This window comes from Pseudoalteromonas sp. H105 (genome assembly GCF_001469215.1).
Classification (GTDB): Bacteria; Pseudomonadota; Gammaproteobacteria; order Enterobacterales; family Alteromonadaceae; genus Pseudoalteromonas.
Window position 1 is genome coordinate 179,394 of the sequence record NZ_LOFH01000002.1, and the last position, 24,231, is coordinate 203,624.

General features: G+C 40.6%; 18 protein-coding genes. 13 read left to right on the top strand and 5 right to left on the bottom strand.

Going from position 1 to position 24,231, the window contains the following annotated elements:
- Positions 1-125: 125 nt before the first annotated feature.
- The 7 genes from ATS75_RS04375 to ATS75_RS04405 all read left to right on the top strand — a co-directional run bounded on the left by ATS75_RS04375 (position 126) and on the right by ATS75_RS04405 (position 9,811).
- The gene (locus ATS75_RS04375) at positions 126-389 is read left to right on the top strand and encodes a CBU_0592 family membrane protein (RefSeq protein WP_058559215.1); all 264 of its coding nucleotides are present in this window, start codon (positions 126-128) and stop codon (positions 387-389) included.
- A 203-nt stretch (positions 390-592) separates the two neighbouring features.
- The gene (locus ATS75_RS04380) at positions 593-2,488 is read left to right on the top strand and encodes a TonB-dependent receptor plug domain-containing protein (RefSeq protein WP_235591126.1); all 1,896 of its coding nucleotides are present in this window, start codon (positions 593-595) and stop codon (positions 2,486-2,488) included.
- 46 nt (positions 2,489-2,534) lie between these two features.
- Entirely contained in the window at positions 2,535-4,271 is a 1,737-nt protein-coding gene (locus tag ATS75_RS04385) for a sensor histidine kinase (protein WP_058559217.1), read from the top strand.
- Entirely contained in the window at positions 4,268-5,632 is a 1,365-nt protein-coding gene (locus ATS75_RS04390) for a sigma-54-dependent transcriptional regulator (protein ID WP_058559218.1), read from the top strand. The genes ATS75_RS04385 and ATS75_RS04390 overlap by 4 nt, the downstream gene beginning before the upstream one ends.
- Positions 5,633-5,830: 198 nt before the next feature.
- Positions 5,831-6,793 (top strand): porin, encoded by a 963-nt coding sequence (locus tag ATS75_RS04395; RefSeq protein WP_058559219.1) that lies wholly within the window; start codon positions 5,831-5,833, stop codon positions 6,791-6,793.
- 10 nt (positions 6,794-6,803) lie between these two features.
- Positions 6,804-8,276: an SLC13 family permease gene (locus ATS75_RS04400; protein ID WP_058559220.1), complete on the top strand. Its 1,473-nt coding sequence runs from the start codon at positions 6,804-6,806 to the stop codon at positions 8,274-8,276.
- Positions 8,277-8,389: 113 nt separating this feature from the next.
- Positions 8,390-9,811, top strand: a complete 1,422-nt coding sequence (locus tag ATS75_RS04405; RefSeq protein ID WP_058559221.1) for a coniferyl aldehyde dehydrogenase — start codon at positions 8,390-8,392, stop codon at positions 9,809-9,811.
- Between the two features lie 99 nt (positions 9,812-9,910).
- Here ATS75_RS04405 and ATS75_RS04410 read toward each other — a convergent pair whose 3' ends face one another.
- Positions 9,911-10,636, bottom strand: a complete 726-nt coding sequence (locus ATS75_RS04410; RefSeq protein ID WP_058559222.1) for a tetratricopeptide repeat protein — start codon at positions 10,634-10,636, stop codon at positions 9,911-9,913.
- Between the two features lie 492 nt (positions 10,637-11,128).
- Here ATS75_RS04410 and ATS75_RS04415 point away from each other — a divergent pair, with 492 nt between their 5' ends.
- Positions 11,129-11,992, top strand: a complete 864-nt coding sequence (locus ATS75_RS04415) for a DUF6279 family lipoprotein (protein WP_058559223.1) — start codon at positions 11,129-11,131, stop codon at positions 11,990-11,992.
- 242 nt (positions 11,993-12,234) lie between these two features.
- Here the strand turns inward: ATS75_RS04415 and ATS75_RS04420 are convergent, their stop codons facing one another.
- A complete protein-coding gene (locus tag ATS75_RS04420) occupies positions 12,235-13,182 on the bottom strand; it encodes a LysR family transcriptional regulator (protein ID WP_058559224.1) in 948 nt (315 codons plus the stop codon).
- 121 nt (positions 13,183-13,303) lie between these two features.
- Here ATS75_RS04420 and ATS75_RS04425 point away from each other — a divergent pair, with 121 nt between their 5' ends.
- From ATS75_RS04425 to ATS75_RS04445, 5 genes are read left to right on the top strand one after another with little or no spacing between them, the layout of a single operon-like run.
- A complete protein-coding gene (locus ATS75_RS04425) occupies positions 13,304-14,473 on the top strand; it encodes an efflux RND transporter periplasmic adaptor subunit (protein WP_058559225.1) in 1,170 nt (389 codons plus the stop codon).
- 8 nt (positions 14,474-14,481) lie between these two features.
- Entirely contained in the window at positions 14,482-17,637 is a 3,156-nt protein-coding gene (locus ATS75_RS04430) for an efflux RND transporter permease subunit (RefSeq protein ID WP_058559226.1), read from the top strand.
- Complete coding sequence (locus ATS75_RS04435) at positions 17,630-19,006, top strand: TolC family protein (RefSeq protein ID WP_058559227.1); 1,377 nt, start codon at positions 17,630-17,632, stop codon at positions 19,004-19,006. The genes ATS75_RS04430 and ATS75_RS04435 overlap by 8 nt, the downstream gene beginning before the upstream one ends.
- A gap of 16 nt (positions 19,007-19,022) precedes the next feature.
- On the top strand, positions 19,023-20,048 hold the full coding sequence (locus ATS75_RS04440) for a zinc-binding dehydrogenase (RefSeq protein WP_058559228.1): 1,026 nt from the start codon (positions 19,023-19,025) through the stop codon (positions 20,046-20,048).
- Positions 20,049-20,070: 22 nt separating this feature from the next.
- A complete protein-coding gene (locus tag ATS75_RS04445; RefSeq protein ID WP_058559229.1) occupies positions 20,071-20,571 on the top strand; it encodes a GNAT family N-acetyltransferase in 501 nt (166 codons plus the stop codon).
- Here ATS75_RS04445 and ATS75_RS04450 read toward each other — a convergent pair.
- The 3 genes from ATS75_RS04450 to ATS75_RS04460 are packed head-to-tail and all read right to left on the bottom strand — an operon-like array spanning position 20,558 to position 24,082.
- On the bottom strand, positions 20,558-21,196 hold the full coding sequence (locus ATS75_RS04450; protein ID WP_058559230.1) for a PqiC family protein: 639 nt from the start codon (positions 21,194-21,196) through the stop codon (positions 20,558-20,560). The genes ATS75_RS04445 and ATS75_RS04450 overlap by 14 nt on opposite strands.
- Positions 21,197-22,852, bottom strand: a complete 1,656-nt coding sequence (pqiB, locus tag ATS75_RS04455; protein WP_058559231.1) for an intermembrane transport protein PqiB — start codon at positions 22,850-22,852, stop codon at positions 21,197-21,199.
- Between the two features lie 9 nt (positions 22,853-22,861).
- On the bottom strand, positions 22,862-24,082 hold the full coding sequence (locus ATS75_RS04460; protein ID WP_058559566.1) for a PqiA/YebS family transporter subunit: 1,221 nt from the start codon (positions 24,080-24,082) through the stop codon (positions 22,862-22,864).
- Positions 24,083-24,231: the final 149 nt, after the last annotated feature.

The following is a 24,231-nucleotide window of genomic DNA, read 5'->3' on the forward strand; positions in this document are numbered from 1 at the left end:
TCCTGTGGCAATTTTCTTACCCTGCTAAACTTGCTCGGTTTGCTGTTTCAATGAATGAAAACAACCCTCCCCATGGAATGGGCCAGTAGTGTGGGTAATTATAGTAATGGACAAGGGAACCCCCCGTGATTGCACTTTTATTTGATATTATTGGTATGACAGGTACTTTTTTAGTTGTAGGCGCGTTTTTTATGCTGCAACTGGGCAAAGCAACACCGACTGGTTTGCTTTATAACATAATGAATTTATCTGGTGCGATATTGCTACTGATAAGTCTTTGTTATAACTTCAATTTAGCGAGTTTTGTTATTGAGATTTTCTGGATAGCAGCTTCGTTAATCGGCTTATATAAATATTTAAAAGCAAAACCAGTAAGCTCAAACGCCTAAAACGCGAAAAATTATCGAAAAAAAACTTACGCCATGACACATTTGTATTAATATTGTAAATGGGTGGTATCATAACGTACCAATTGCATTTTTATTAATTACAGGTGTTGAGTGGCGTAATGATTTTAAAGCGATCTTTTCTTATATTATTGTCCTTAAGCGCAGCTCCACTATTAGCTGTGGAATCTGAAGACTTATTCTCTATGAGTTTTGAAGATTTACTCGACGTTCAGGTCGATATTGGTTCTAACACCTCAGAAACACTTGCCTCAGCTCCCTCTACTATTACCGTTTTTAATAAACAAAAAATAAGCCTTTTAGGTGTCGATAGCGCCTACGAACTTATGAATTTTGTGCCTGGCATGCAATCTACACGTGGAGATTGGGTAGGCGCTGTCCCCAAGGATCACGCTCGCGGTGTTTACTTAGACAGTGGTAATGTTTTAGTCATGATCAATGGTGAGCGTATTAACGAATCTTCTTTTGGTAAGGCATCTGTTTATATGCCATTCATACCTATTGAGATTATTGAAAAAGTTGAATTTATCCGTGGTCCTGGCTCTGCACTTTATGGCAGTAATGCGTTTATGGGTGTGATGAATGTTGTTACTAAACAAGATGTTAATGAAGTTACTGCTATGCTAGGGTCAAACGCTAAGCAAGGCTTGTCGTTAAGTGGGCATTATAAATTTAATGAAGATATAAACGCATTTGCTACTTTGGCAATTAATAAAAAAGACGGTGAATATTATCCGCAAGGTGTAAGAGATCCATTAGAGTCAATGTATTTCGAGGCAGGTCTAAATATCAATGCGCTGCAAGTACGAGGCCGCTATAACAAAGTTGAACTGAATGAGTTCATAAATCTTGCTGGTTATTCTAAACAAAATCAACATCGTAGTGAGAACAGATTTATCTCATTAGGATACGACTGGTTGCAAAATACACATACAGAATTAACGACTAAGGTGGCGTACTCAGAACATGATATTGAAAGTGCGGGGTTAATTTTAGCAGCTAACGATAACCCTTTTGCAAGCAATGATTTTTTAAATGGACCCGCATGGCAAACGACTGACTTAAAAGTTAACATAGATTTTAAACATCAGCTTACTAACGACTGGGTGCTTAATGCCGGGTTTGAATACTCTGATGCTGAGCAGAAAACGGCTGGCGTGCGGACCAATTTTTATGACCCAATTAGTGGCAACATCATCTTAGAAGATGCTTATTATTTAGGCAGTGTTATGACGTTTGAAGAGTTTGCACCGTTTGCAAGCCTCAAAGCCACATTCGAGACACACAGTTTGTACGGACAGTTAAAAATCCCTTTCTCTGAACACATTACTGTCTTTTTGGGCAGTCGTTTTGACGACGTAAAAGATATTGACAGTAAATTGTCACCACGTTTTGCCACTATTTATCAACCTACGCCCGCAAATACGTTTAAATTACAGTACGGTGAGTCATTTAGAACGCCTGTTACTAATGAGTTATATTCAAATGATGATGTTACTGTCGGTAATCCAGATCTTAGATCTGAATATGTTAAAACAACAGAACTTGTATGGCGGCATGAAGCGAATACCTGGCATTCGAATATGGTTTTATTTCATAATCAGTTAAATGATTTTATAACCACCGTGCCCCAGTTGAATAATACTAATATGTTCACTTTTTCAAATCAGTTAGATGACACTAATCGAGGTTTAGAGTTTGATAGCCGATGGAACATAACGGCGGATTTTTCGGTAACGGGCACCTACACCCAGTATTTTGATAAACCGATAAAGCCAACCTTTAAGCGCGTTGCAAGCATTGTCACCAGCTACCAGTTGGACCAATGGCTATTCAGTATAAACGGTTTATGGCGTGGTGAAGTCAAAGGCGAAACTTTAGGGGCAGACGTCTTCCAGCAGTCAAGTTATATGTTATTTTACGCGACATCACAATACGCGATAAATGATACAAGCCGTTTAACATTTAAAGTGTATAACCTATTTGATAAACAATATAATACCTATGATCCCAGAGTGGAAAATGGCGCCGTGGCTGGCGTATCTAGAGAAATATCGTTAAACTATTCAATGGACTTTTAAAAGGGAGCCGCGCCCTTACAACACTCTTCTAGGTAAACAATAGGTAATGCAGCGCATTTCAAAAAAATATATAGTGAGTTTTGGTATATTGCTTACTCTACTTGTGTGCGCATTTTGGCTTGGGCGCCAGTATGATTTACAACAAAGCGCAGAGCAAGCCAAGCAACAAGTAACCCAATTAAGTCGTTATTTAGACACTGAGCTGGCTCGATTTACTGCGATCCCCCACCTTGTGACAGACAATCAATTGCTATCAGGCCTTATTCATAATAATGACAAATCCGCCAGTGCGGTTAATAACTACTTGGCAGACATACAGCAATCAAGCGGTGCGTCCGATGTGTATGTACTTAATCTCAAAGGGGACGTAGTTGCTTCTAGTAACTGGCAGTTAGATTATTCTTATATTGGTAATAACTTTGCTTTTCGGCCTTATTTTTATGAGGCCGTAGCAGGTCGCAAAGTTGCTTACTTTGCCCTTGGGTTACGCTCAAACGAACGGGGGATATATTTTTCAGAACCCATATATGAGGGTGAAAATATTATTGGTGTTGTGGCGTTAAAAGTAAACGTGTCTAAATTTGAAAATGACCGACTGTTACTTAATGCGTCCCAAACAAGTCACTTTTATTTAACACTTAGCGATGGTGTTATTGCGATGTCTAGTAAAGCGCAATGGCGATTGAACACACTGAGATTGTTTAGTGAAACAGAGCTTGAAAAACTAATTAGTAAACGAAGTTACCTGAATCATATACCTAAAAAAATAGCGACTTTTACAAGTCATGCCCAAGAGATTGAGTTATTAAATATAAAGCAAGATACAGAATTTACTCAGTTTGTTTTTGCAGAATCTAAAATCAAGCAACTGGACGCTAAAATGACTGTTTTGGTGGATGTGTCCTCAGTTAACTTTTCTCAAATACCTCGCCTTTTCTGGTTAAGCGTTTTTTATATTTTAACCCTCATAATGGGTTATGTATTAATGTCACGTTTTGCAGGTTACAAAAAGTTACTTTATTCGCGCCATAGCCTCGAACAAGAAGTTATTGAACGAACAGATGCTTTAGAAAAAGCACAAATGGCACTAGTGCAATCTGCTAAGTTAGCCACAATAGGGCAGTTGAGTGCGGGCATAAATCATGAAATCAACCAACCGCTCAGCGCGATGAGTACCTACTTAGTGAGCGCAAAAAAATTGATTGCTAAAGGAAATGTTCAAGCAGCTCAAGATAATATTGTTATTGTGCAGGGCTTGATTGAACGTGTACATCAAATAGTAGGGCAGTTGAAACATTTTAGTAAACCTGCGCAAACACAGTTGCGCTCACAAAGCCTTTCTCAACTATTAAAAAATGCGATGTTGATTGCGAATGCACAGCTCAAGCAAAATCAAATTGTGGTAAAGCCCATAGAGATAGAGAGTGCAGTTACAGTTTGGGTGGATGGTGTTAAATTTGAGCAAGTGTTAGTGAATGTGATCACCAATGCGAGCCAAGCAATGGCGGATCAAAGTATTAAAGAGTTAAGCTTTGAACTTGAGCGGTTTGATGGGCGAGTTAAATTTTCAATATTAGATACCGGTCCAGGGATTGAGCAACATGCCTTGGGGACTATATTTGAACCATTTTATAGCACTAAGTCCAGTAATGGACTGGGCCTTGGTTTATCAATTTCGAAACAGATAATTCATTCGTTTGATGGTTGCCTGACAGCACATAACCGACCAAATGGAGGAGCACAATTTATGATTACTTTAGCCTCGGATAAAGGAAGTATATGACTGAGTTAGATCAGCCGTGTAAACAGGTCATTGTTATAGATGATGAAGCAATGATCCGAGACTCGCTCAAGCAACTGCTTGAGATAGAAGGTTATCAAGTGCAATGTTTTAGTGACCCCATTGTTGTTTTATCTAAATTAACGAGGCGATTTAACGGTGTTGTGATCAGTGATATTAATATGCCAAAAATGGATGGTTTGGCGATGCTTGAGCAAGTCCGTGCATTTGACAGCGAACTCCCTGTTATATTTTTAACCGGATTTGCAGATGTGTCTGTTGCCGTAAAAGCAATGCAACTAGGGGCATACGATTTGTTTGAAAAGCCCCTCAATGAACAACTACTGGATTGTCTTGCACGCGCATGTGACAAGCGTGCGCTTGTTATGGAAAACCGTGCATTGAAGTTGGCGGTTGAGAAAACATCGGCGCCAGGCGTTAGAATTTTAGGCGACACGCCCCAAATGCAACATATGATGCACCTATTAAACACGGTCATTGATACACCTGCTGATGTAATGATTGAAGGTGAAACGGGCACAGGTAAAGAGCTGGTGGCTCGGTACTTACACGACCAGAGTAATCGTTCAAATTGTAATTTTGTGGCAATTAACTGTGGTGCCGTTCCAGAACAATTAATTGAAAGTGAGCTTTTTGGGGCTGCCAGCGGTGCTTATACAGGGGCAACGCAAAGCAGAAAAGGTAAATTTGAATTTGCACAAGGCGGCACTTTATTTCTTGATGAAATAGAAAGTACGCCAATGTCATTGCAAATAAAGCTATTGCGAGTGCTTGAAGAAAGAAAAGTGACACCTGTCGGCGAAAATACGCCAATCGATTTAGACGTTAGAATCGTCGCCGCAACAAAAGTTGAGCTATTAACGTTAGTGGATGAAGGCAAGTTTCGCGCGGATTTATATTATCGCTTAAACTTGGTGAAAGTCAGTATTCCTGCACTGCGAGATAGAAAAGCAGATATTCCTCTACTGTTTAAGCACTTTAGTTCAATTGCCGCTACGCGTTTTCATAAACCTCCAGCCCCATTAAATGCCCAATCGCAACAATACTTATTGCAGTATGATTGGCCTGGTAATGTTAGAGAGCTTCGAAACCAGGCCGAACGGGCTGTTTTGTTGGGTGCTGACCTTGCCTTTGGGGCAAACAATGTAAATCAATCAACTCCTCCTATGGATCTTAGCTTAGCAGAGAAGGTAAGCTTTTATGAGCAATCATTATTGGAAGAAGCGTTAGAGCGTAATCAAGGAAGCATTAAGCAAACCATGCAAACACTACAACTTGCTCGTAAAACACTGTACGACAAGATGAGCAAGTATGGTTTGAATAAAGATATGTTTAAAGATTAGCGATTCCAAATGGGTGGATTTGGTGACAAAGGTCTTTTCTTATTGTGTGGACTTCTACCCATAAATGTGATTAATATTCTTTTAATTTATTTTAAAGTTATGATTTATAATGCCTTTAATTTTAATTTACAGGTTGGCAACAAATTTGCCTTTATATCTAGGAACAACAAATAACCTTAATAATAATGAAGGCACACAATGACTAAAATAGATAAAAATCAAACGTTACTACTTGCAGCCTCCACGCTTGCTTTATTGGCCCCTTTGCAAAATGCATATGCAGCCGAGTACGATATTTACGGAAAAGCAGAAGTACAAATAGCCCATACAGATGAAGGCATCATGCGATATGCAAGTGAAGGCACTCAAATTGACGCACCTTTTTCTCGTATTGGCGTTAAAGGTAACCACGCATTAACTGAGTCACTTAGCGCAGTTTTTAAGTACGAAGTGCAAGTTAAAGGGTTTGAACACGATAATACCAGCGAGCCGTTTAGTGCGCGAAATACCTATTTAGGTTTAAAGGGAAGTTTTGGTGAAGTGGTTATTGGGCGTAACGATACACGATTCAAATACTCTGAGGGAAAAGTCGATAACTTTAATGAAACGCAAGCGGATATCGCTCAGCTTTTACCAGGGCAAGATAGATTAGGTGACACGCTAACATACACATCAAAATCTTTTTCGGGTGTACAACTATCCCTAACTTACGCACCAAAAGATGACAGTGCGAATAATGAAGCTGGCTTTGCTGCGACGGTTATTTACGGCGATCGTGGATTAAAAAATAAAGACTATTATGTCGCTATTAGCCATGTTGATTCTTTAAATAATATTAATGCAACTCGTGTAGCGGGTGTGCTTAAACAAGCACAATGGCAATTTGGTGCAATTTATCAGCGCAGTGAATCCCTCGATGGCAGCAAATCAGGTAATGGCTATGTGGTTAGTGCAAGTTATACATTAAATAAATGGGTACCTAAGATCCAATTTGCCAGCGACGATTCACAATTACGTCATGGTAACGATGGTAGTCAATGGACTGCAGGGGTTGATTATGTTTTTGACAAACAAACACGTGCTTATTTGTTTTATACAGATTTAGATCTTGATCAACAAAGCGATAGCAGCCTTGCATTAGGCCTTAAGTACAAATTTTAAGGGGTAAGTGATGAGTGAATTAATCAATAACGATCAAGGTAAGTCACCGCTTATGCAGTATATTATGCTGTTGTTAGGTCCATGCATAATGTTAATCACCTGCCTAATGGATCCTCCATCAGGGCTGAGTGTAGCCGCTTTTCGAACTGCTGGTTTAGCATTTTGGATGGCATCGTGGTGGGTAAGTGAAGTAGTGCCTATACCCGCGACATCACTTTTGCCGCTCGTGTTTTCACCTTTAGCGGATATTGCATCGATTAAAAGTGTTGCTGCACCTTATGCTCATCCTCTGATTTTTTTATTTTTGGGCGGGTTTTTAATATCGATTGCCATGGAACGCTGGGGCCTACATAAACGTATAGCATTGAAAACAATGCTTTATGCGGGAACTAAGCCTAGTTACCAAATTTTAGCGATGATGCTTGTAACTGCTTTTTTATCAATGTGGATGTCTAACACAGCGACCGCAGTGATGATGTTGCCGATTGCATTATCAATCACGCACCTAGTCCAACAGTCGAACCCTGATAACAATGGCTTTGGTAAAGCACTATTATTATCGATTGCGTATGGCGCAAGTATCGGTGGTATCGCTACATTGATTGGAACGCCACCTAATGCATTAATGGCAGCCTATTTATCGGATAGTTATCAAATTGAAATTGGTTTTTCACAATGGATGATGGTGGGTGTTCCTTTATCTCTCGTTATGTTGTTTATTTGTTGGGTATGGCTCACACAGTTTGCGTATAAAGTTGATAGATCAGAGACAGGTACTGCAAAAATAGATACTAAATCACTTTTTAGTTCTCAGTTGATAGAGCTAGGTTCTATGCAACGTGCAGAAAAAGGTGTGCTAGTGGTATTTGCATTGGCAGCTGTGTGTTGGATTTTTAGGCCTTTACTTGGTGATGTCACGGGCTTGAAAATATCTGATACGGGAATTGCGATTGCTGCTGCATTACTGTTATTTGTTTTACCAGCAAACAAAGGCAGTAATGAGCGTATTTTAGATTGGCAAAGTACATCAGGCGTACCTTGGGGCGTGTTATTGCTCTTTGGTGGCGGTTTAACTCTCGCTGCGCAAATAAAATCCTCTGGTTTAGCTGAATACATTGCGCACATGATTGAAGGAGCAGACACCATACCCTTAGTGTTGAGTGTATTGTTGGTGGCAACTTTAATCACATTTTTAACTGAAATAACCAGTAATACAGCAACTGCTGCTGGCTTTTTACCATTACTAGGGCCGGTGGCAGAATCTATCACAGGCACACCATTAGTGTGGGTTATTCCTGCTGCAATTGCATGTAGTTGTGCCTTTATGATGCCTGTTGCAACGCCCCCTAACGCGATTGTCTTTGGCTCTGGTCAGATACAGATTCGCGATATGATTAAGTCAGGGTTCGTTTTAAACATCATCGCTATTGTGTTGATAACATTAGTTACAATGACGTTAGCAGCATCTATTTTTAAATTCTAAATCATAGTTACCCAACCCAGAGTGCTTAGGCGATGCATAAGCACTCTTTATTGCCCATCTAAGTAAACAAAGTTATAGTAATCCACTCCTTATTTTAATAAACAGGCATTCTTTTGACTGATAGTACGAGTATTTCGGCTGATTTAACGTCTGCATTTACTGTAATGCAAACGCGTTTTAATGGTACTCCTTATCCCGCAATTAAAGATCGTATTACTTTACTCAAAATACTTAAAAGCAAGATTATTTCATTGGAAGATGAGTTAGTAGCAGCAACGTCGAAGGACTTTGGGTATAGAACGGGTTTTGATACCGTAATGGGTGATATATTACCGACAATAAAAGCAATTTCTCATAATATTAAACACCTTCCTAAGTGGTCAAAGGATACGCCTCGTCATGCGGGTATATCGTTAGCGCCTTCTTCAGTCTCTGTTAGTTACCAACCAATGGGAGTCGTGGGTATAATTTCTCCTTGGAACTATCCTATACAACTAGCCTTGGTCCCTGTTGCTACTGCGCTTGCAGCGGGTAACCGCGTGCTTCTTAAGCTGAGTGAATTTACGCCTCAGACTAACCAAATCATAAAGCGACTTTTTAGTGAAGAATTGAGTGAGCATTGCACGGTAATAGAAGGTGAGGCGCCATTAAGTCAGCAATTTTCAAGTTTGCCATTTGCGCATTTATTTTTTACTGGGTCGACCAATGTTGGGCGCCATGTCATGGCTGCTGCGAGTAAAAACTTGACCCAAGTAACGCTAGAGTTAGGCGGGAAATCTCCTGTTTTGATCACACCAGTAACAGATATTGATAAAGCAGCCAAAGCGATTTTATTTGGTAAAATGTCAAATGCAGGTCAAATTTGTGTCGCACCGGATTATGTCTTAGTGCCTAACACTTTACAGCATCAGTTAACGCAAGCGTTGTGCAGGTTATATAAAAAGCATTATGGGCTTGGTGTTGAGGGAAAAAACTTAACATCTGTAATAAATGCGCACCATTATAAACGGCTAAGTTGTTTACTTGAGGATGCAAAAAATAAAGGCGCACAAATAATACAGCCCCTTGATGAGAATATGACAGACCAGCAGAAGCATCGTATGGGTTTGCACATAGTGACACATGTGAATGATGATATGTTGATGATGCAAGAAGAGTTATTTGGGCCGATATTACCCATTATGGGTTATGAGGCATTACCTGATGCAGTCGCATACATTAATAACCATCCTCAACCTTTGGCATTGTATGTAATGGGTCATGATAAGGAGATAAACCATTCTATTGAGATGCAAACACAAAGTGGTACATTAGCGCTCAATGATACGCTGATGCAAGTGACAGCAGAAGATATTCCATTTGGTGGCTTAGGGCAATCTGGTATGGGGAATTATCATGGCAGAGAAGGGTTTATTACCTTTAGCCATGTAAGAAGTAAATTAGTAAGTGGTAAATTTAACCCGCGCTTAAATTTACTGTTATCACAAAATAGGTTGCTTATTAAGCTGCTTAGATGGATGTACTTTCGCAATTAAAACACACCAGCGACGCAGTGATATTAAAATAATACACGCCCGATTCAACTTCTTTTAATTAGTTGTTGTAACGGGCAGGTTCATTAGGACTACTAATTATTAATATATTCTGCCTTCACCAGCGTAAAGACCAGCCTGAATTCGTTCGTATAATTCATTCGCTTTTTCTTTAGCTTCAGCTATTTCGGCTGGAAGCATCTTTCTTTCATCAAGTTTACGGCTATGGCTGGCATTTAAATTGCCGTTAAACTCAGCCACTGAGTTCCAAATATACGATTTTTCGATATTTTTTTGTACGCCTAGTCCTTCAAAATACATTAACGCAATATTGAATTGAGCGAGAGAGTAGTTATTGCCTGCCGCTTTCTCATACCATTTAAGTGCTTCTTTGTAGTCAAGTATAACGCCATCGCCATTTGAATACATAACACCTAAATTAAATTGCGCGGCTGGTAAGTTCTTTTCAGCAGCTTGTTTAAATAAAGACACGGCCATTTGTTTATCGAGCTTTACCCCTTTGCCTTCATCATAGAGCACAGCGAGCGCAAACATAGAGTCAACGTGCTTTTTCTTAACGGCTTGTTGGTAAAGTTCAGCCGCTTTACGATAATTTCGTGTTACACCGTGGCCATTTTCGTATAACTGTCCAAGTTCATAAATACCTGGTGCAAACCCTTTGTCTGCAAGGTAATTAAACTCTTTTAATGCTTCTTCAAATTGCCCTTCATTGGCGGCTTTAATCCCTTCCTCTAAGCCCGCATGAGTAAAACTAGATATGCTTAACGCACCCATCATTAACAATACTTTTAATTTCGGTTGCCACATGACAAAACCTCCAATAAGTTGTAACTATGTAATTTTAGTTCTAAGCTGCAGAAAACCCCAACTTATAATTAAAAATCGTAATAATGAGGGTAAGATACAGATATTAAGGAATAAATTAAAGAAATAAAAAAAGCCCCTGAGGGGCTTTTTGATTCATATCTACCGTCACCGATATGAGCAATGTAGCAAGTAAGTGTGATCTTAAAATGAAACACATTGGGTCGAGTAAAGGGTTTCACTGAAGCGGCACGCTCTTCATCAACGCAAAATATAATAGGTCCAGCATCCGTGCTGGTTACTCTATCCTTAGGCACTGAGGTCGGGACATAAAATAGTTTACTTTGCGATGATGCAAATGATTATCACTTAGTTTGATTGTTTAGTCAACAACTAAGTGGTAATCATTATCATTTGTTTGTGATCTAAACACATTTATTTGTGGTATAACTAAAGTTAATTAAGTTATTGTTAGAATAACCGCGGGTCTATTACATGCATAAAAAAAATAATAAGTTAAATTTTAGAAATACTTTGTTGGTTGCGCTCATTGTGTTCCTAAGTGGATGCTCAGCAACTTTTACTTATAATAATATAGGGTGGTTGTCTGGTTTTTGGATTGATGATTATATCGACTTGAACAAACAGCAATCAAAAATAATGAAGTCGTTAGTAAAAGACACACGTGATTGGCATAGAGAAAGCCAGTTACCCCTCTATAAAACAGATCTTATTCATCTAGAAACGTTACTGAATAACTCCCCAACAGAGCAAGCATTGATTGAGCACTTTAATCGTTCAAGCGGTCATTGGCAGACATTGGTAAATCATATTGCGATGCCCTTAATTGAAGTGGCTAAAACGCTTGACGACAAGCAAAGAACACATCTTATTTCTACAATTCGTGATGATATGAATGAAGAGCAGGTAGAATACAATAAGCAAACAGACAGAGAACGAAGCGATTCGCGACTAAAAAAACAAATAGACACATACAAAGAGTGGTTAGGTAAGCTTTCTAAGCAACAAGTAACGCTCATTTCGATAGCAAATGATAATTATGTATCACGATTCAACCTGTGGCAAAGTTACAAAACGACACGGTTAGAGGCCTTGATCACTGTATTTGATGATCCAGCCATCACTCCGCCAGTATTTGAACAAAATATGATGCATATTATTACCGATCGCGAGGCTTTTATGAGTGATGAGTTGATTGCGTTGAACAAGCAAAATCGCGCGCAGTACGCGAGACTATTAGTCTCATTACGTGAAACATTAACAGCAAAGCAGATAGAACATGCACAGGATAAGTTTAGCGATATGATTGAAGAAATAGATGACTTAATAGCCGATTAGCCCGATCCGACGGTGGTAAGTCTACTGGTTAAGACTTTCTATTTTAGTTCGTTTCTTAAGTATTTTATTAATGAACAGCCTATAGCTACTAGGTAGTTCTGGGCGTTGCGCAATATAAACAAATGAACTTCATTGTTACAGTGTTTAATGGCAGGTGCGACAAAGCAAAACGAAATAGCAGAAACCGTGTCATTATGGCACTGATAGAAGCTAATTTTGATTAATAATCTTAAAAAGACGTCCTAACGCCCACGATACATACGATCAAAATCAGGCACATTTTTTTCCCAAAGTGGCGTGTCTTTGCCTAAATGTTCTCTTATAGCATCAAAGAAAAGACGTGTTCTAACGGGTAAATCTCGATGAGGATACACTGCGTACATTGCACTATACTCTGTAAGGTGTAGATCTGTTAATAACGGTATTAATCGCCCTGAAGTGACCTCGTCATCTATTATAAATGCGGGGGCCAGCACATAAGTTGTACCAGAGAGCGTTTTATCCAGCAACACTTCGGCATCATTTGCTCTAAACACACTTTTTATTTTTTGCTCTTGGGCATCACCATATTGATCAAGGTAGCGTACTCCTTCGACCCTTAATGACGTACTTGAGTAGCTTGCGGCAGGTAAATCGGCCAAGTCTTCAATGCATTTAGGCATCCCATAAGTGCTTATAAATTCAGGTGACGCTAATAGTAATAATCTATTGCGTGCAATTTTACGGGCAATGAGCGAAGAGTCTTTGGGTTCACCAACACGAAAAGCCAAGTCAAACCCTTCAGATACTAAATCCACTAACTTATCATCAAGTCTCAATTCAACTTCTACTTGCGGAAAGCGTTTCTGAAAGTCGTTTATAACGGGTTGTAAGTAACGTCTGCCAATAATTGTAGAGGAGGTTATTTTAAGTACACCGCGAGGTTCTTGATGGTAATTCTCAGCAAGGCGAACGGTTTCACCTAGCAGCTCTCTGAGCTCTGCCGCTTTCTTTATCATTTCAGCGCCAGCAGCGGTTAGCGAAAAAGACCGTGTTGTTCTATTTAGCAATCGAACACCTAAGTCATCTTCTAAGCGACTAATTTGTTTTGAGATCACTGAGCGGTCGATATTGCGTGTTTCAGCCGCTTTAGCAAACGATCCTCTCTCGACGACTTCTAATAGCATCAATAAACGACTCGTTGTGTCCATAATTAATCCACTCAGCAATAATTGATGCCATTTTGGCATTAATGAATTTGAAAATCTATGGTTTTTGTCCGCATGTTTGTTCCGTACCATTTAGCAATAGATAAAATGGAGAAGCGTCGATATGAACAAACATTTAATAGCTACCGCAATTTTAGCGGCATTGTTAACTTTAAGCGGGTGTGCAGAAGAGCCAGCACAACAAAATTCACAACAACAACAGCTACAACCCATAGATGTGGCAACGGTTGTTACAAAACCAGTGCAAAGCTGGCATACATACACAACACGCTTAGAGGCACCTGAGGAAGTCTCTTTGATGCCGCGTGTTTCGGGTGTCATTGAGAATATAGCGTTTGAAGAAGGGGATGCGGTTAAAAAAGGCGACTTATTATTTGAGCTAGATGCACGTCCTTACGCGGCTAATGTAGCAAGTTTGAAAGCGCAAGTCACCAGCGCCCAAGCTGCATTAGAACAAGCGCGCAGCGAAGCAAAAAGAGCTGAACGATTAACGCAGCGCAAAGCAATTTCAACAGAACAAGCTGAATCACGCACTTCAACATTGCATCAACGCCAAGCACAGCTTACGGCTTATGAAGCGCAATTAACCGCAGCCGAGCTTGATTTGGCTTTTACTCAAATTCGCTCACCGATAGACGGTATTATCTCTCGCGCGAACATTACTAAAGGCAATAATGTGCAAGCTGGGCACTCTGTTTTAACCTCGATTGTGTCGAATAAAACCATGTATGCGTATTTTGATGTAGACGAACGCACATGGAATCGTTCACTTAGCGATGTGACTCGCGAAGATAAGCAAGCGGTTGTGATGCAAAAAGTCGGTGAAGCAACATTTGACCATGCAGGGTATATCGATTTTATCGATAATCAGATTAACGTTGCGACAGGCACATTGCGCGTAAGAGCACGTTTTGAACAATCGCAAAATGAATTACGTGCAGGGTCATTTGCGCGTATAAAACTCGCAGCTAATGTAGTGCAAGAGCACATAATTGTGCCTGATCGTGCTATTGGCACCGACCTTAAAAACCGTTTTGTATTAACCATTGGCGAGAACAATATTTTGCAGTACAAGTTGGTCACTGTGGGTGAACGGTATGGGCGTTTTAGGGTGGTAACGTCAGGCTTATCTGACACTGATGTTATTGCTGTCAATGGCCCTGCTAGAGTTGGCCCAGGGATGCCTGTAGCACCTAACACAGTAACATTAGATACCTCGGGTATTGCCTTTACGTTACAACCGTCTTCTCATAACTTAATGGCTAAGAAGTAGGACGCACCATGAAATTTTCGCACTTTTTTATTCAGCGACCGATTTTTGCAGCGATGCTGTCGTTAATTATTCTCATTGCTGGTGGGATCTCCCTATTTCAGCTCCCCGTGAGTGAATATCCTGAAGTCGTTCCCCCTACCGTGGTTGTAACCGCTAACTACCCAGGTGCAAACCCAACGGTTATAGCTCAAACGGTGGCAACACCTTTGGAGCAAGAAATAAATGGTACTGAAAACATGTTGTACATGTTTTCACAAGCGACCAGTGATGGCCGAATGACGCTAACGGTCACATTTGCGCTTGGTACCGATCTTGATAGAGCACAAGTACAAGTGCAAAACCGCGTAAACAGTGCGTTACCCCGCCTACCTCAAGAAGTTCAACGCTTGGGTGTGGTTGCAGAAAAATCATCGCCTGATTTGACCATGGTTGTACATTTATATTCACCACAGAAAACACATGATACAGCCTACCTATCGAATTATGCTGATTTATATATTAAAGACCAGATCGCACGATTAGCGGGTGTGGGTGATGTGCAGTTATTTGGCGGTGGCCAGTATTCTATGCGAGTGTGGCTAAACCCAGATGCATTGTCTGCCCGTGGTTTGACAGCCATGGATGTTGTTTCATCGCTTCGGGCTCAAAACAAACAAGTGGCGGCAGGGAGTTTAGGTGCACAGCCTGCGTCCACAGAGAGTCAATTTCAAGTATTGCTGAATGTTAAAGGGCGTTTGAACAGTGTTGAAGAATTTGAGCAGGTCATTATTAAAGTGGGTGAGCAGGGTCAGTTAACACGCTTGAGTGATGTTGCACGAGTGGATTTGGGGCAAAACACGTACTCATTGCGTGCTGAGCTTGATAATCAACCTGCATTGGCTATGCCTATATTCCAACGACCGGGTTCAAATGCGATTGAGCTTTCGGATCAAGTGCGTGAGACTATGGCGCGATTATCAGAGGCGTTTCCTGCCGGTGTTGAGTACGATATCGTTTATGATCCGACCGTATTTGTACGTGGCTCAATCGATGCCGTTATTGCTACTTTACTTGAAGCCATTGCGCTGGTTGTGATTGTGGTCGTATTGTTTTTACAAACGTGGCGAGCATCGATTATCCCATTAATTGCTGTTCCAGTTTCGTTGATTGGTACGTTTGCGGTTATGCAATGGTTAGGTGTCTCAATTAATACATTATCGTTATTTGGTTTAGTCTTGGCTATTGGTATTGTGGTTGATGATGCGATTGTGGTGGTTGAAAATGTTGAGCGAAATATCGGCCAAGGGTTATCACCTATCGAAGCGACACGGGTGGCGATGACTGAAGTTACCGGTCCAATTATTGCGATTGCATTGGTATTGTGTGCCGTGTTTATTCCTACCGCGTTTATTAGTGGTCTATCGGGTCAATTTTATAAACAATTTGCATTAACGATCACCATATCAACGGTCATCTCAGCCTTCAACTCTTTGACACTGTCACCTGCATTATCTGCTTTATTACTTAAAAGCCATGATGCAAAACCTGATGCATTAACACGTTTACTTAATCGCTTATTTGGTCGTTGGTTGTTTAATCCGTTTAATCGCCTATTTGACCGCGGCGCTAAGGGCTATCAAAAGCTGGTACAAAAATTAATGCGTATGAGTGTGATCGTCATGGTTGTTTATATTGCATTAGTTGGCGGCACAATTAAGCTGTTTGATGCTGTTCCAGGTGGGTTTATTCCTGCGCAGGATAAACAATACTTAGTTGCCATCGCGCAGCTGCCTGATGCTGCAAGCCTTGATCGCACACAAGATGTTGTAAAGCAAATGCAAGAAATCGCATTAAACGTGCCCGGTGTTGCAAATACAGTGGCGTTTCCTGGATTGTCTGTTAACGGATTCACGAATAGCCCCAACAGCGCCATTGTGTTTACTCCTTTAGATGCATTTAGCGAAAGAGCAGATCCACATCTATCTGCCATGGCAATTGCCGCACAATTGAACCAGCGTTTTTCAGCAATTGATGAGGCATTTGTTGCTGTATTCCCGCCACCGCCAATTCAAGGTTTAGGGACTACGGGTGGCTTTAAACTACAAATTGAAGATCGTGCCAATAAAGGCTTTGAAGCCTTATTTAATAGCCTTCAAGCGGTGATTGGACAAGCACAGCAAGATCCTGCGTTAATGGGGATGTATTCAAGCTTTCGTATTCAAGTGCCGCAAATGGATATTGATATTGACCGTGAGCAAGCTTTAATACAGGGCATTCCTCTGGATGAAGTCTTTAATGCGTTGCAAATATACTTAGGTTCAATGTATGTAAATGATTTTAATATGTTTGGTCGTACGTACCAAGTGAACGCGCAAGCAGATGCTCAATACAGGCTCGATCCAGAGCAGATATTAAACCTCAAAGTGCGTAATAATCAAGGCAACATGGTGCCACTTGGTTCTGTACTAACTGCCACTTCGACTATTGGGCCAGATCGCGTTATGCACTACAACGGTTACCCAAGTGCTGAACTCAATGGCAGTCCTGCACCTGGTTTTAGCTCTGATCAAGCACAGCAAGCAATTGAAGCTATTTTAGCCGATACACTTCCTACAGGCATTGAGTATGAATGGACTGAAGTGACATTCCAGCAAATTTTAGCGGGTAACACCATGGTGTATGTCTTCCCATTAGTTGTTTTACTTGTGTTTATGGTATTAGCAGCGACGTATGAAAGTTTACGTTTGCCATTAGCTATTATTTTGATTGTACCCATGACGATATTCTCTGCATTAATGGGTGTGTGGTTAGTGGGCGATGATAATAATATTTTTACGCAAATTGCGTTAATTGTGTTAGTGGCACTGGCATCGAAAAATGCCATCTTGATGGTTGAATTTGCAAGAGATAAAACCAAACAGGACATGAGTCATTTTGACGCCATTTTAGAAGCCTGTCGGATGCGTTTACGTCCAATACTAATGACATCAATTGCTTTTACCGCTGGTGTTATTCCACTTGTGTTCGCAACAGGGGCTGGTGCTGAAATGCGTCATGCAATGGGAAATGCGGTATTTTCAGGCATGATAGGGGTCACCGTGTTTGGCTTATTGTTTACGCCGGTATTTTATATCTTAGTAACCAAGACACGTAAAGCACCAGTAAAGGAACAAATTAATGAATAAGTTACGATTAACGGCTGTGATTATTGCTGGTTTACTAAGCGGTTGTGCGAGCAAAATTGATGAGCAGCAGTATCAATCAGATTTACAGTCATTTGTTGAGAAAACGCAAATCGCACAGCAATTACAAGGGACCGATGAGCTCAATTGGTGGCAACAATTAGGCTCACAGCAACTCAATGACTTGGTGATGAAAGCACGCAGTAATAATTTTGATTTAAAAACCCGCCAGTTTGAATTACAAAGTGCGTTAGCGCGGTTAGGTGCCAAACGCGCGGAGTATTTACCGCAAGGGAATATTAGCGTAAGTGCGACACGTACCAGCGTTGGAAATAGTCAATCACAGCAATCGCAAGGTGGTGCTAATTTAGATTGGCAAATAGACTTGTTTGGTAAAGTCACTGCACTGGTTGATGCTGCAAATGCCGGTGCAATGAGTCAAGCTGAGCAAGTAAGGGTATTGCAAATAGAAACACTTTCTTCAGTGGTGAAAGGTTTTGTAAGTTACCAAGGTAACTTACAAAAAAGGCAAATCATCACGTTTCAAATAGACGCACTCTTACAAAGTATTGATGTATTGAAAGCACGTGTTGAAGAAGGGATGGCAAGTGAGCTTGATTTGAATCGTACGCTAGCGCAGTTAAAGCAACAACAAGCATTGTTACCTGAGATTGAATTTGCTCAATTTAGTGACTTGTCTATGTTAGCTTTACTCACAGGGCAGCTTGCAAGTGACTTGACTATCGCGGACGAGAGAGACGTATTTACTCACCAATTTGCGGTCAGTTTGGTTAATCCAAGCGATGCGATTGCATTGAGGCCAGATATTAGCCGAGCACTGTTTGAATTTAGTCAAGCCAACTCACTTAGCGTGGCAGCAAGTAAAGCATTATTGCCTGATATTAGCTTAAATGCATTTGCAGGGGTTATTAGTTTAGGGAGTACTGGGTTATCGGATACACAACAGCAATGGCAGTTAACCCCGCAGGTCCAGTGGTCATTATTAAGCTACCCTGCTTTACTTGCTCAACGTGATGCCCAGCAATATTTAACGCAAGCGGCTTACAGTCAATACCAACAAGTCGTGTTAAATGCGATGAGCGAAAGTGAATTAGCGTTGCAGCGTTTAGTTAAACACGCTGAACAAAGTACGTACGCCAACGCGCGTTTTAACTATGCAAATAATGCATTTCTACAAGCACAAGCGATGTATGAAGAAGGGCAAATACCCTACTTAGAGTTGTTAGATGCGCGACAGGATGTTTTAATAGCCCAAGAGAATGCAGTTGATTCAACCGTTTCATCGTTACTTGCTAAGGTAGCTACCTATCAAGTATTCAATGGACGTTGGAGCTATGCGCTAGTTAATTAGTTAAATAGAGTCATTAATGCCACATACTGATATTTTATCGACAATTCCAAGGTCCATGCGTGCAATTGTACTTGAGGAACCTAACGAGCAGATTTTACTTTGTGAACGTGAAATACCTGTGCCTGATGTATCAGGGAATGATTTGTTAATAAAAGTGGAGTATGTGGGGTTAAACCCCACGGATGCGCAGTTCGCTAAAACGGGTTTTTGTAAATGGAGTTACCCACATACATTAGGCTTAGATGCTGTTGGTGTAGTGGTTAAGGCTGATAAAGGCGTGTTCCCCGGTGTAGGTAGCCGCGTGATGTTCCACGGAAATTTAGGTGAGCAAGGTGTGTTATCTGAATACGTAAAAGTCCCTAATTTTGCGGTGTCAGTGATCCCAGATTCGGTTAAATCAAGCCATGCTGCAACATTACCTTGCGCAGGAATGTCGGCATTAGTTGCGTTGGACAAATTGCAATTAAGCGAAGGGGATTCAATATTAATTGAGGCCGGAGCAGGTGCTGTTGGTCAATTTGCAATTCAGTTTGCTAAACAACGTGGTGCTACAGTGTTTACGACGGCGAGTAAACGAAACCATAAGCTTGTTAAGCAATTAGGCGCCGATGTTGCATTTGATTATCAAGATAAAAAATTAGCCGATAAAATTCGCCGAGAGCTTGGGCCGCAAGGCTTTGATGCCGTCCTAGATTCAATTGGGGGAGAAGCGACCATCCGTAATGTTGAGTTAATGCGTTTTTGTGGGCGCATCGCGTGTTTGAACCCGTTACCTGCCTTTGAGCAAGAGTTGATGTTTCGCCGAGCTCCCAATATCGGTATTGTTTCATTAGGTGGTGCGTGGCTTGCAAATAGCCTATGTGCACAGCAAAGAATGAGCTTTATGGGTAATTTGCTATTAGAAAGCCTTGCAAACAAAACATTGACCATTCCTTGTATTATTTCTGTTGAGTTTAATGCTTCTAATGTCTCTACAGCACTTAATAAACAGCTACAAGGTGGGTTTACTGGTAAGCAAGTTGTAAAGGTGAGCCAAAGTTAAAAACGTGGGCATAAAGGATGTTATGGATAATATCAAATCACAACGCTTAATAATGCGAAAAGGTCAATTGAGTGACAGCGTTTTTATTTTGATGCTGCTAAATCAGCCCTGTTTTTATGAAAACATTGCAGATAAAGGGATTTATACACGCGAGCAGGCGGAGGATTATATTCAAAACGCATTCATCAATTCCCATCAAATAAATGGCTTTGGCCCTTACATCGTAACACTTAAAGATTCTACACCGATTGGTATGGTCGGTCTGTTTAAGCGAGATTATTTACATTTTCCAGATATTGGTTATGCATTTTTATCACAATATACTGGGAGAGGCTACGCAACAGAGTCATGTGATATGTTGATTCGTCATGTAAAAAATCGTTTTAAAAAGATCACAGCAATTACATCAACAGGTAACACAGCGTCACAGCGAATACTTAAAAAGCTAAACTTTTCAAAGGTAACGGATGTTATAGCAAGTTCTGATAAACAGCCAATTAGCTTATATATTAGGGGGTTTTAATGTTAAGTTGGATTGCTTTCAATTGCGCCGCAACCTTTAAGTTAATAGTTAACCAAGTTTGTTCGAGGGTCTCAACGAGGCCACTATAATCATCATCCTTTAAGGGCGTAAGTTCACTAAAATAGTGAATTTCCTTTAATGTGCGGCCATTTTCGAATGTGCTGTGATACAAGCGCCATAATCCTGATATGTCTGCATTCCCTGCGTTGTCTCCATTGAAATGATGAATTTCATATTCAATTTCATAAAAGCTTTGCTGATCGGTATCGGTTATGACAGGTAAGCCTTTTACGACCATCCACTTATCTAATTGACTAAACAGAGTTTGGTGTGCGCTTGCTGTTAGCATTTTATCTGGTGCTTCACTCCATAAGTGATAATTTGCAGCCGTGATCTGATTATTGTCAACTTCTAAGGCAATACCGCGATTGTTTAATGCCCCCCGCAAATTGACGGTTAATATACGTAATTGAGCATCGGTATTATCGCTGGTGCGAACCATGGGGGTTATTTTTTGATTGAACTGAAAATACTTCACTGGCGCATTTAATGCTTGGCTACAGCCGCCAATTCCAAGCATGCAGCAGGTAACGAGCAGCGTGTTTATTAACGTAGAAATGCGCATTTATTGTTTCCTCGGTGTGGGATCGGCTGGTAGTGATTTATCAAAAATAAACATGTTTGGCTGTTCATTTAAGCCACGTGTTAAAGGTTGTAACTCTTCACTTAAGCGCTTAAATTCAGAAAGCGTTTGTTGTAATTGATGATGAAATTGCGAACCTTGCTGATAACTTGCCATGGTTTTTTCGAACTGTTTCATCGTGACATCAAATTGTTGCATGCTTTTGGTCATTTCTGCAAAATTACGATTAATATCGCCGGGCAAATCTTGTGTATCTTGTTGATTAAGCAAGTCACGCATTTCATTGGCAAGCGCTTGATAATCAGTGAATGTAGATTGCATTTGAGCAAGGCTGTCTTCAATCTTTAAGTTATTCACTTTATTGAGTACATCTGAGACTTGATCCGCCAAGACCGTGATCCCACTGGAAACGCTTGGGAATACTTGGTATTGAGAAACCGTTGTTAGCTCTGCTTCGACGGCATCTTGGTAAATGTCAAAATCAACATAAACGGCACCAGTAAGCAGGTTTCCTGGTTTAAGAGAAGCTCGCAAACCATTTTTTATCCATCCGTCTACACTGTTCCGCCAAAAGTCACGGGCCTGATCACTGTTATGAGATATGCGGCCATATTCAATTTTTATCAGTGCAGGGACTGCGGTATTATCTGTTCTAAAGTGAGCGGGCACGCCGTCGATCATCACATTGGCAGGAGCCTCGACGACAGTACCAACGCGCATACCTCGATATTCAACGGGGGCACCTGCTCTTAAACCACGTATCGACTGTTCAAATTCAATCAGGTAGTAGTCAAAATCATAAAAGCGTTCTTCAAGGGCATGTTTATAACTTTTACTCAATGAAAACACATGACCATCATTGGCGCTGTCACCAGGGGCTTGCTGTTCTGGTAAGCCAACAGAAATACCGCCTTTAAGTAGTTTACTTAAAGACCCAGTATTGACGTTAATGCCATCGGCAGATAAGTCAATTTCTACTCCTGCATTCACCCAGAAGATTGAGTTAAGAGTAATTAAATTTTGATACGGCTCATTAATGAAGATGCCGTATTTCATCGCTTGGTTTTTCCAATCAAAGGTAGCGGTTTCTACTTGGCCAATTTTATAATTTTTATAATAAATACTGGTGCTAACATCCATTACCTCGGCATGATAGCTTTGTAATTCAAAGCGTCCACCTTTGACATCCTTGCCAATCAATGCCGGTTCATCTTGTAACGTAAAATGTTCTTTTGTTTGCTTGCTTTCTCCTGGGGCAAATTCTAAATACACACCAGATAACAAGGTGCTCATGCCACTAATACCGGTTTCATCAATACGCGGTTTTACGACCCACATAGTGGCGTCTTCTGTCAGTAAACTATCGTAATGTTTTTCTATTTGCGCGCGCGCAATGACGCTATTTGTATCATCAGAAAGTCGAATATGATCAATTTGGCCTATTTTGACACTACGCACTTTTATTTCCGTTTTACCGGCTATAATTCCTTCCGCTTGTGTCATGGTGATGTATATCGTCGCGCCCTTATTTGCTTGGTACTGGTATAACATCCACGTGCCCACAAATAACGCTATTATTGGGATAATCCAGATAGCAGAAATTCGAGGCTCTTGTTTTACGTTGGCTGTTTCACTCATGCACTTTCTCTAATTACGTGTTACGTTATTTGGCGAATCCCAAAGAAGTCGAGGGTCGAATGCGTGTGCAGCCATCATTTGGCTGAGCACCATGGCAGTAAAAAACACAGTCCCGATACCCGGACTCACAGACATTAAATTACCCAACTGCACCAAGGCTACTAGAATTGCGACTACAAATACATCAATCATAGACCATTTACCAATAAACTCAGTTAATTGATACACTTTGGTATACCGTATTGACTGACTATTTGCTGGGTATTTCACGATAATACACAAAAAGATTAATATCAGCGCTTTTGCCAGTGGCACAACCACACTCGCTAGAAATATAATTATCGCGATAGGGTAGGAGCCTGCTTGCCATAGCACAATCACTCCACCGATTAGCGTAGACGCAGATTGATCCCCTAAGCTGGTGGTATACATTATTGGGTATACATTTGCAGGGATATAACACGCTACGGAAGTTAACAACCACGCGAGCGCTTTTTGAATACTATTAGGGTTACGAACATGGGCCTTACTGTGGCAGCGAGGGCAATATTCATGTTCTGACAATTGATGACACACGTGGCATGCTCTAATATTTCTATCAATACCTCTGTCGCCGCTGTTTGCTTCACTAATATTAGCAAGTGGCCGCACCTGCTCCCATAGGCGTTGACGATTTAAATGTGTGAGGGCCGCAATATAAAAAATGACAAAACAGATATAAGCCCAAAAGCTAATCCCAAAGCTAATGTCCGCCATCGACATTATTTTGACCATGCTGACAAGCACACCAATCAGAAAAATTTCTGACATGATCCATGGCTCTAACGCCAACGTGAATTTGAGTAAACGTTTTGCAATAGCAAACGGCAGTACTTTTAAAAGCCCTAAGTGAAGTGGAATGAGTAATGCAAGTAACGCCATGGGCAAACCAATGATGCTTACGTCAATAAAGATACCGAGTAATTCACTGTCATAATTAAATAAAATTTTTGCTGCATCAGGTAACGTGATGGTTTGCGTAATACCGCTGCTACTGAATGAAATAAAAGGGTAGAACATACTGCTTAAAAGCATGATTAATGCACTGATACTTAATGCAACAATAAGGATGTCATTGTTTGTATTTGCGCTAGACAATTTAGTGCGGCAATGAGGGCACACAGCTATCTGCTTGGCTGCTATTTGAGGTAGCTCAATAATTAAGTCACAGTTAGGACAAGCTGTTTGCAATGCGATGGCCAAATAAAGTACACACTAATTAAAGTCTGCATTAAATAAATATGAATTACAATTGGATGATTGTTTTAAATACACTATTATTAGTATTACAGTGAATAGAGTCATATACGTACGCATTTGGGCGGAATCTATGCCTCAAG

Bases quoted from the DNA above. Each gene is read 5' to 3' on its own strand.
- ATS75_RS04445 (WP_058559229.1), top strand. From the start codon at position 20,071: ATGGATAATATCAAATCACAACGCTTAATAATGCGAAAAGGTCAATTG.
- ATS75_RS04435 (WP_058559227.1), top strand. From the start codon at position 17,630: ATGAATAAGTTACGATTAACGGCTGTGATTATTGCTGGTTTACTAAGC.
- ATS75_RS04450 (WP_058559230.1), bottom strand. From the start codon at position 21,196: ATGCGCATTTCTACGTTAATAAACACGCTGCTCGTTACCTGCTGCATG.
- ATS75_RS04425 (WP_058559225.1), top strand. From the start codon at position 13,304: ATGAACAAACATTTAATAGCTACCGCAATTTTAGCGGCATTGTTAACT.
- ATS75_RS04385 (WP_058559217.1), top strand. From the start codon at position 2,535: ATGCAGCGCATTTCAAAAAAATATATAGTGAGTTTTGGTATATTGCTT.
- ATS75_RS04420 (WP_058559224.1), bottom strand. From the start codon at position 13,182: ATGGACACAACGAGTCGTTTATTGATGCTATTAGAAGTCGTCGAGAGA.
- ATS75_RS04400 (WP_058559220.1), top strand. From the start codon at position 6,804: ATGAGTGAATTAATCAATAACGATCAAGGTAAGTCACCGCTTATGCAG.
- ATS75_RS04415 (WP_058559223.1), top strand. From the start codon at position 11,129: ATGCATAAAAAAAATAATAAGTTAAATTTTAGAAATACTTTGTTGGTT.
- ATS75_RS04410 (WP_058559222.1), bottom strand. From the start codon at position 10,636: ATGTGGCAACCGAAATTAAAAGTATTGTTAATGATGGGTGCGTTAAGC.
- ATS75_RS04395 (WP_058559219.1), top strand. From the start codon at position 5,831: ATGACTAAAATAGATAAAAATCAAACGTTACTACTTGCAGCCTCCACG.
- ATS75_RS04430 (WP_058559226.1), top strand. From the start codon at position 14,482: ATGAAATTTTCGCACTTTTTTATTCAGCGACCGATTTTTGCAGCGATG.
- pqiB (WP_058559231.1), bottom strand. From the start codon at position 22,852: ATGAGTGAAACAGCCAACGTAAAACAAGAGCCTCGAATTTCTGCTATC.
- ATS75_RS04440 (WP_058559228.1), top strand. From the start codon at position 19,023: ATGCCACATACTGATATTTTATCGACAATTCCAAGGTCCATGCGTGCA.
- ATS75_RS04380 (WP_235591126.1), top strand. From the start codon at position 593: ATGAGTTTTGAAGATTTACTCGACGTTCAGGTCGATATTGGTTCTAAC.
- ATS75_RS04390 (WP_058559218.1), top strand. From the start codon at position 4,268: ATGACTGAGTTAGATCAGCCGTGTAAACAGGTCATTGTTATAGATGAT.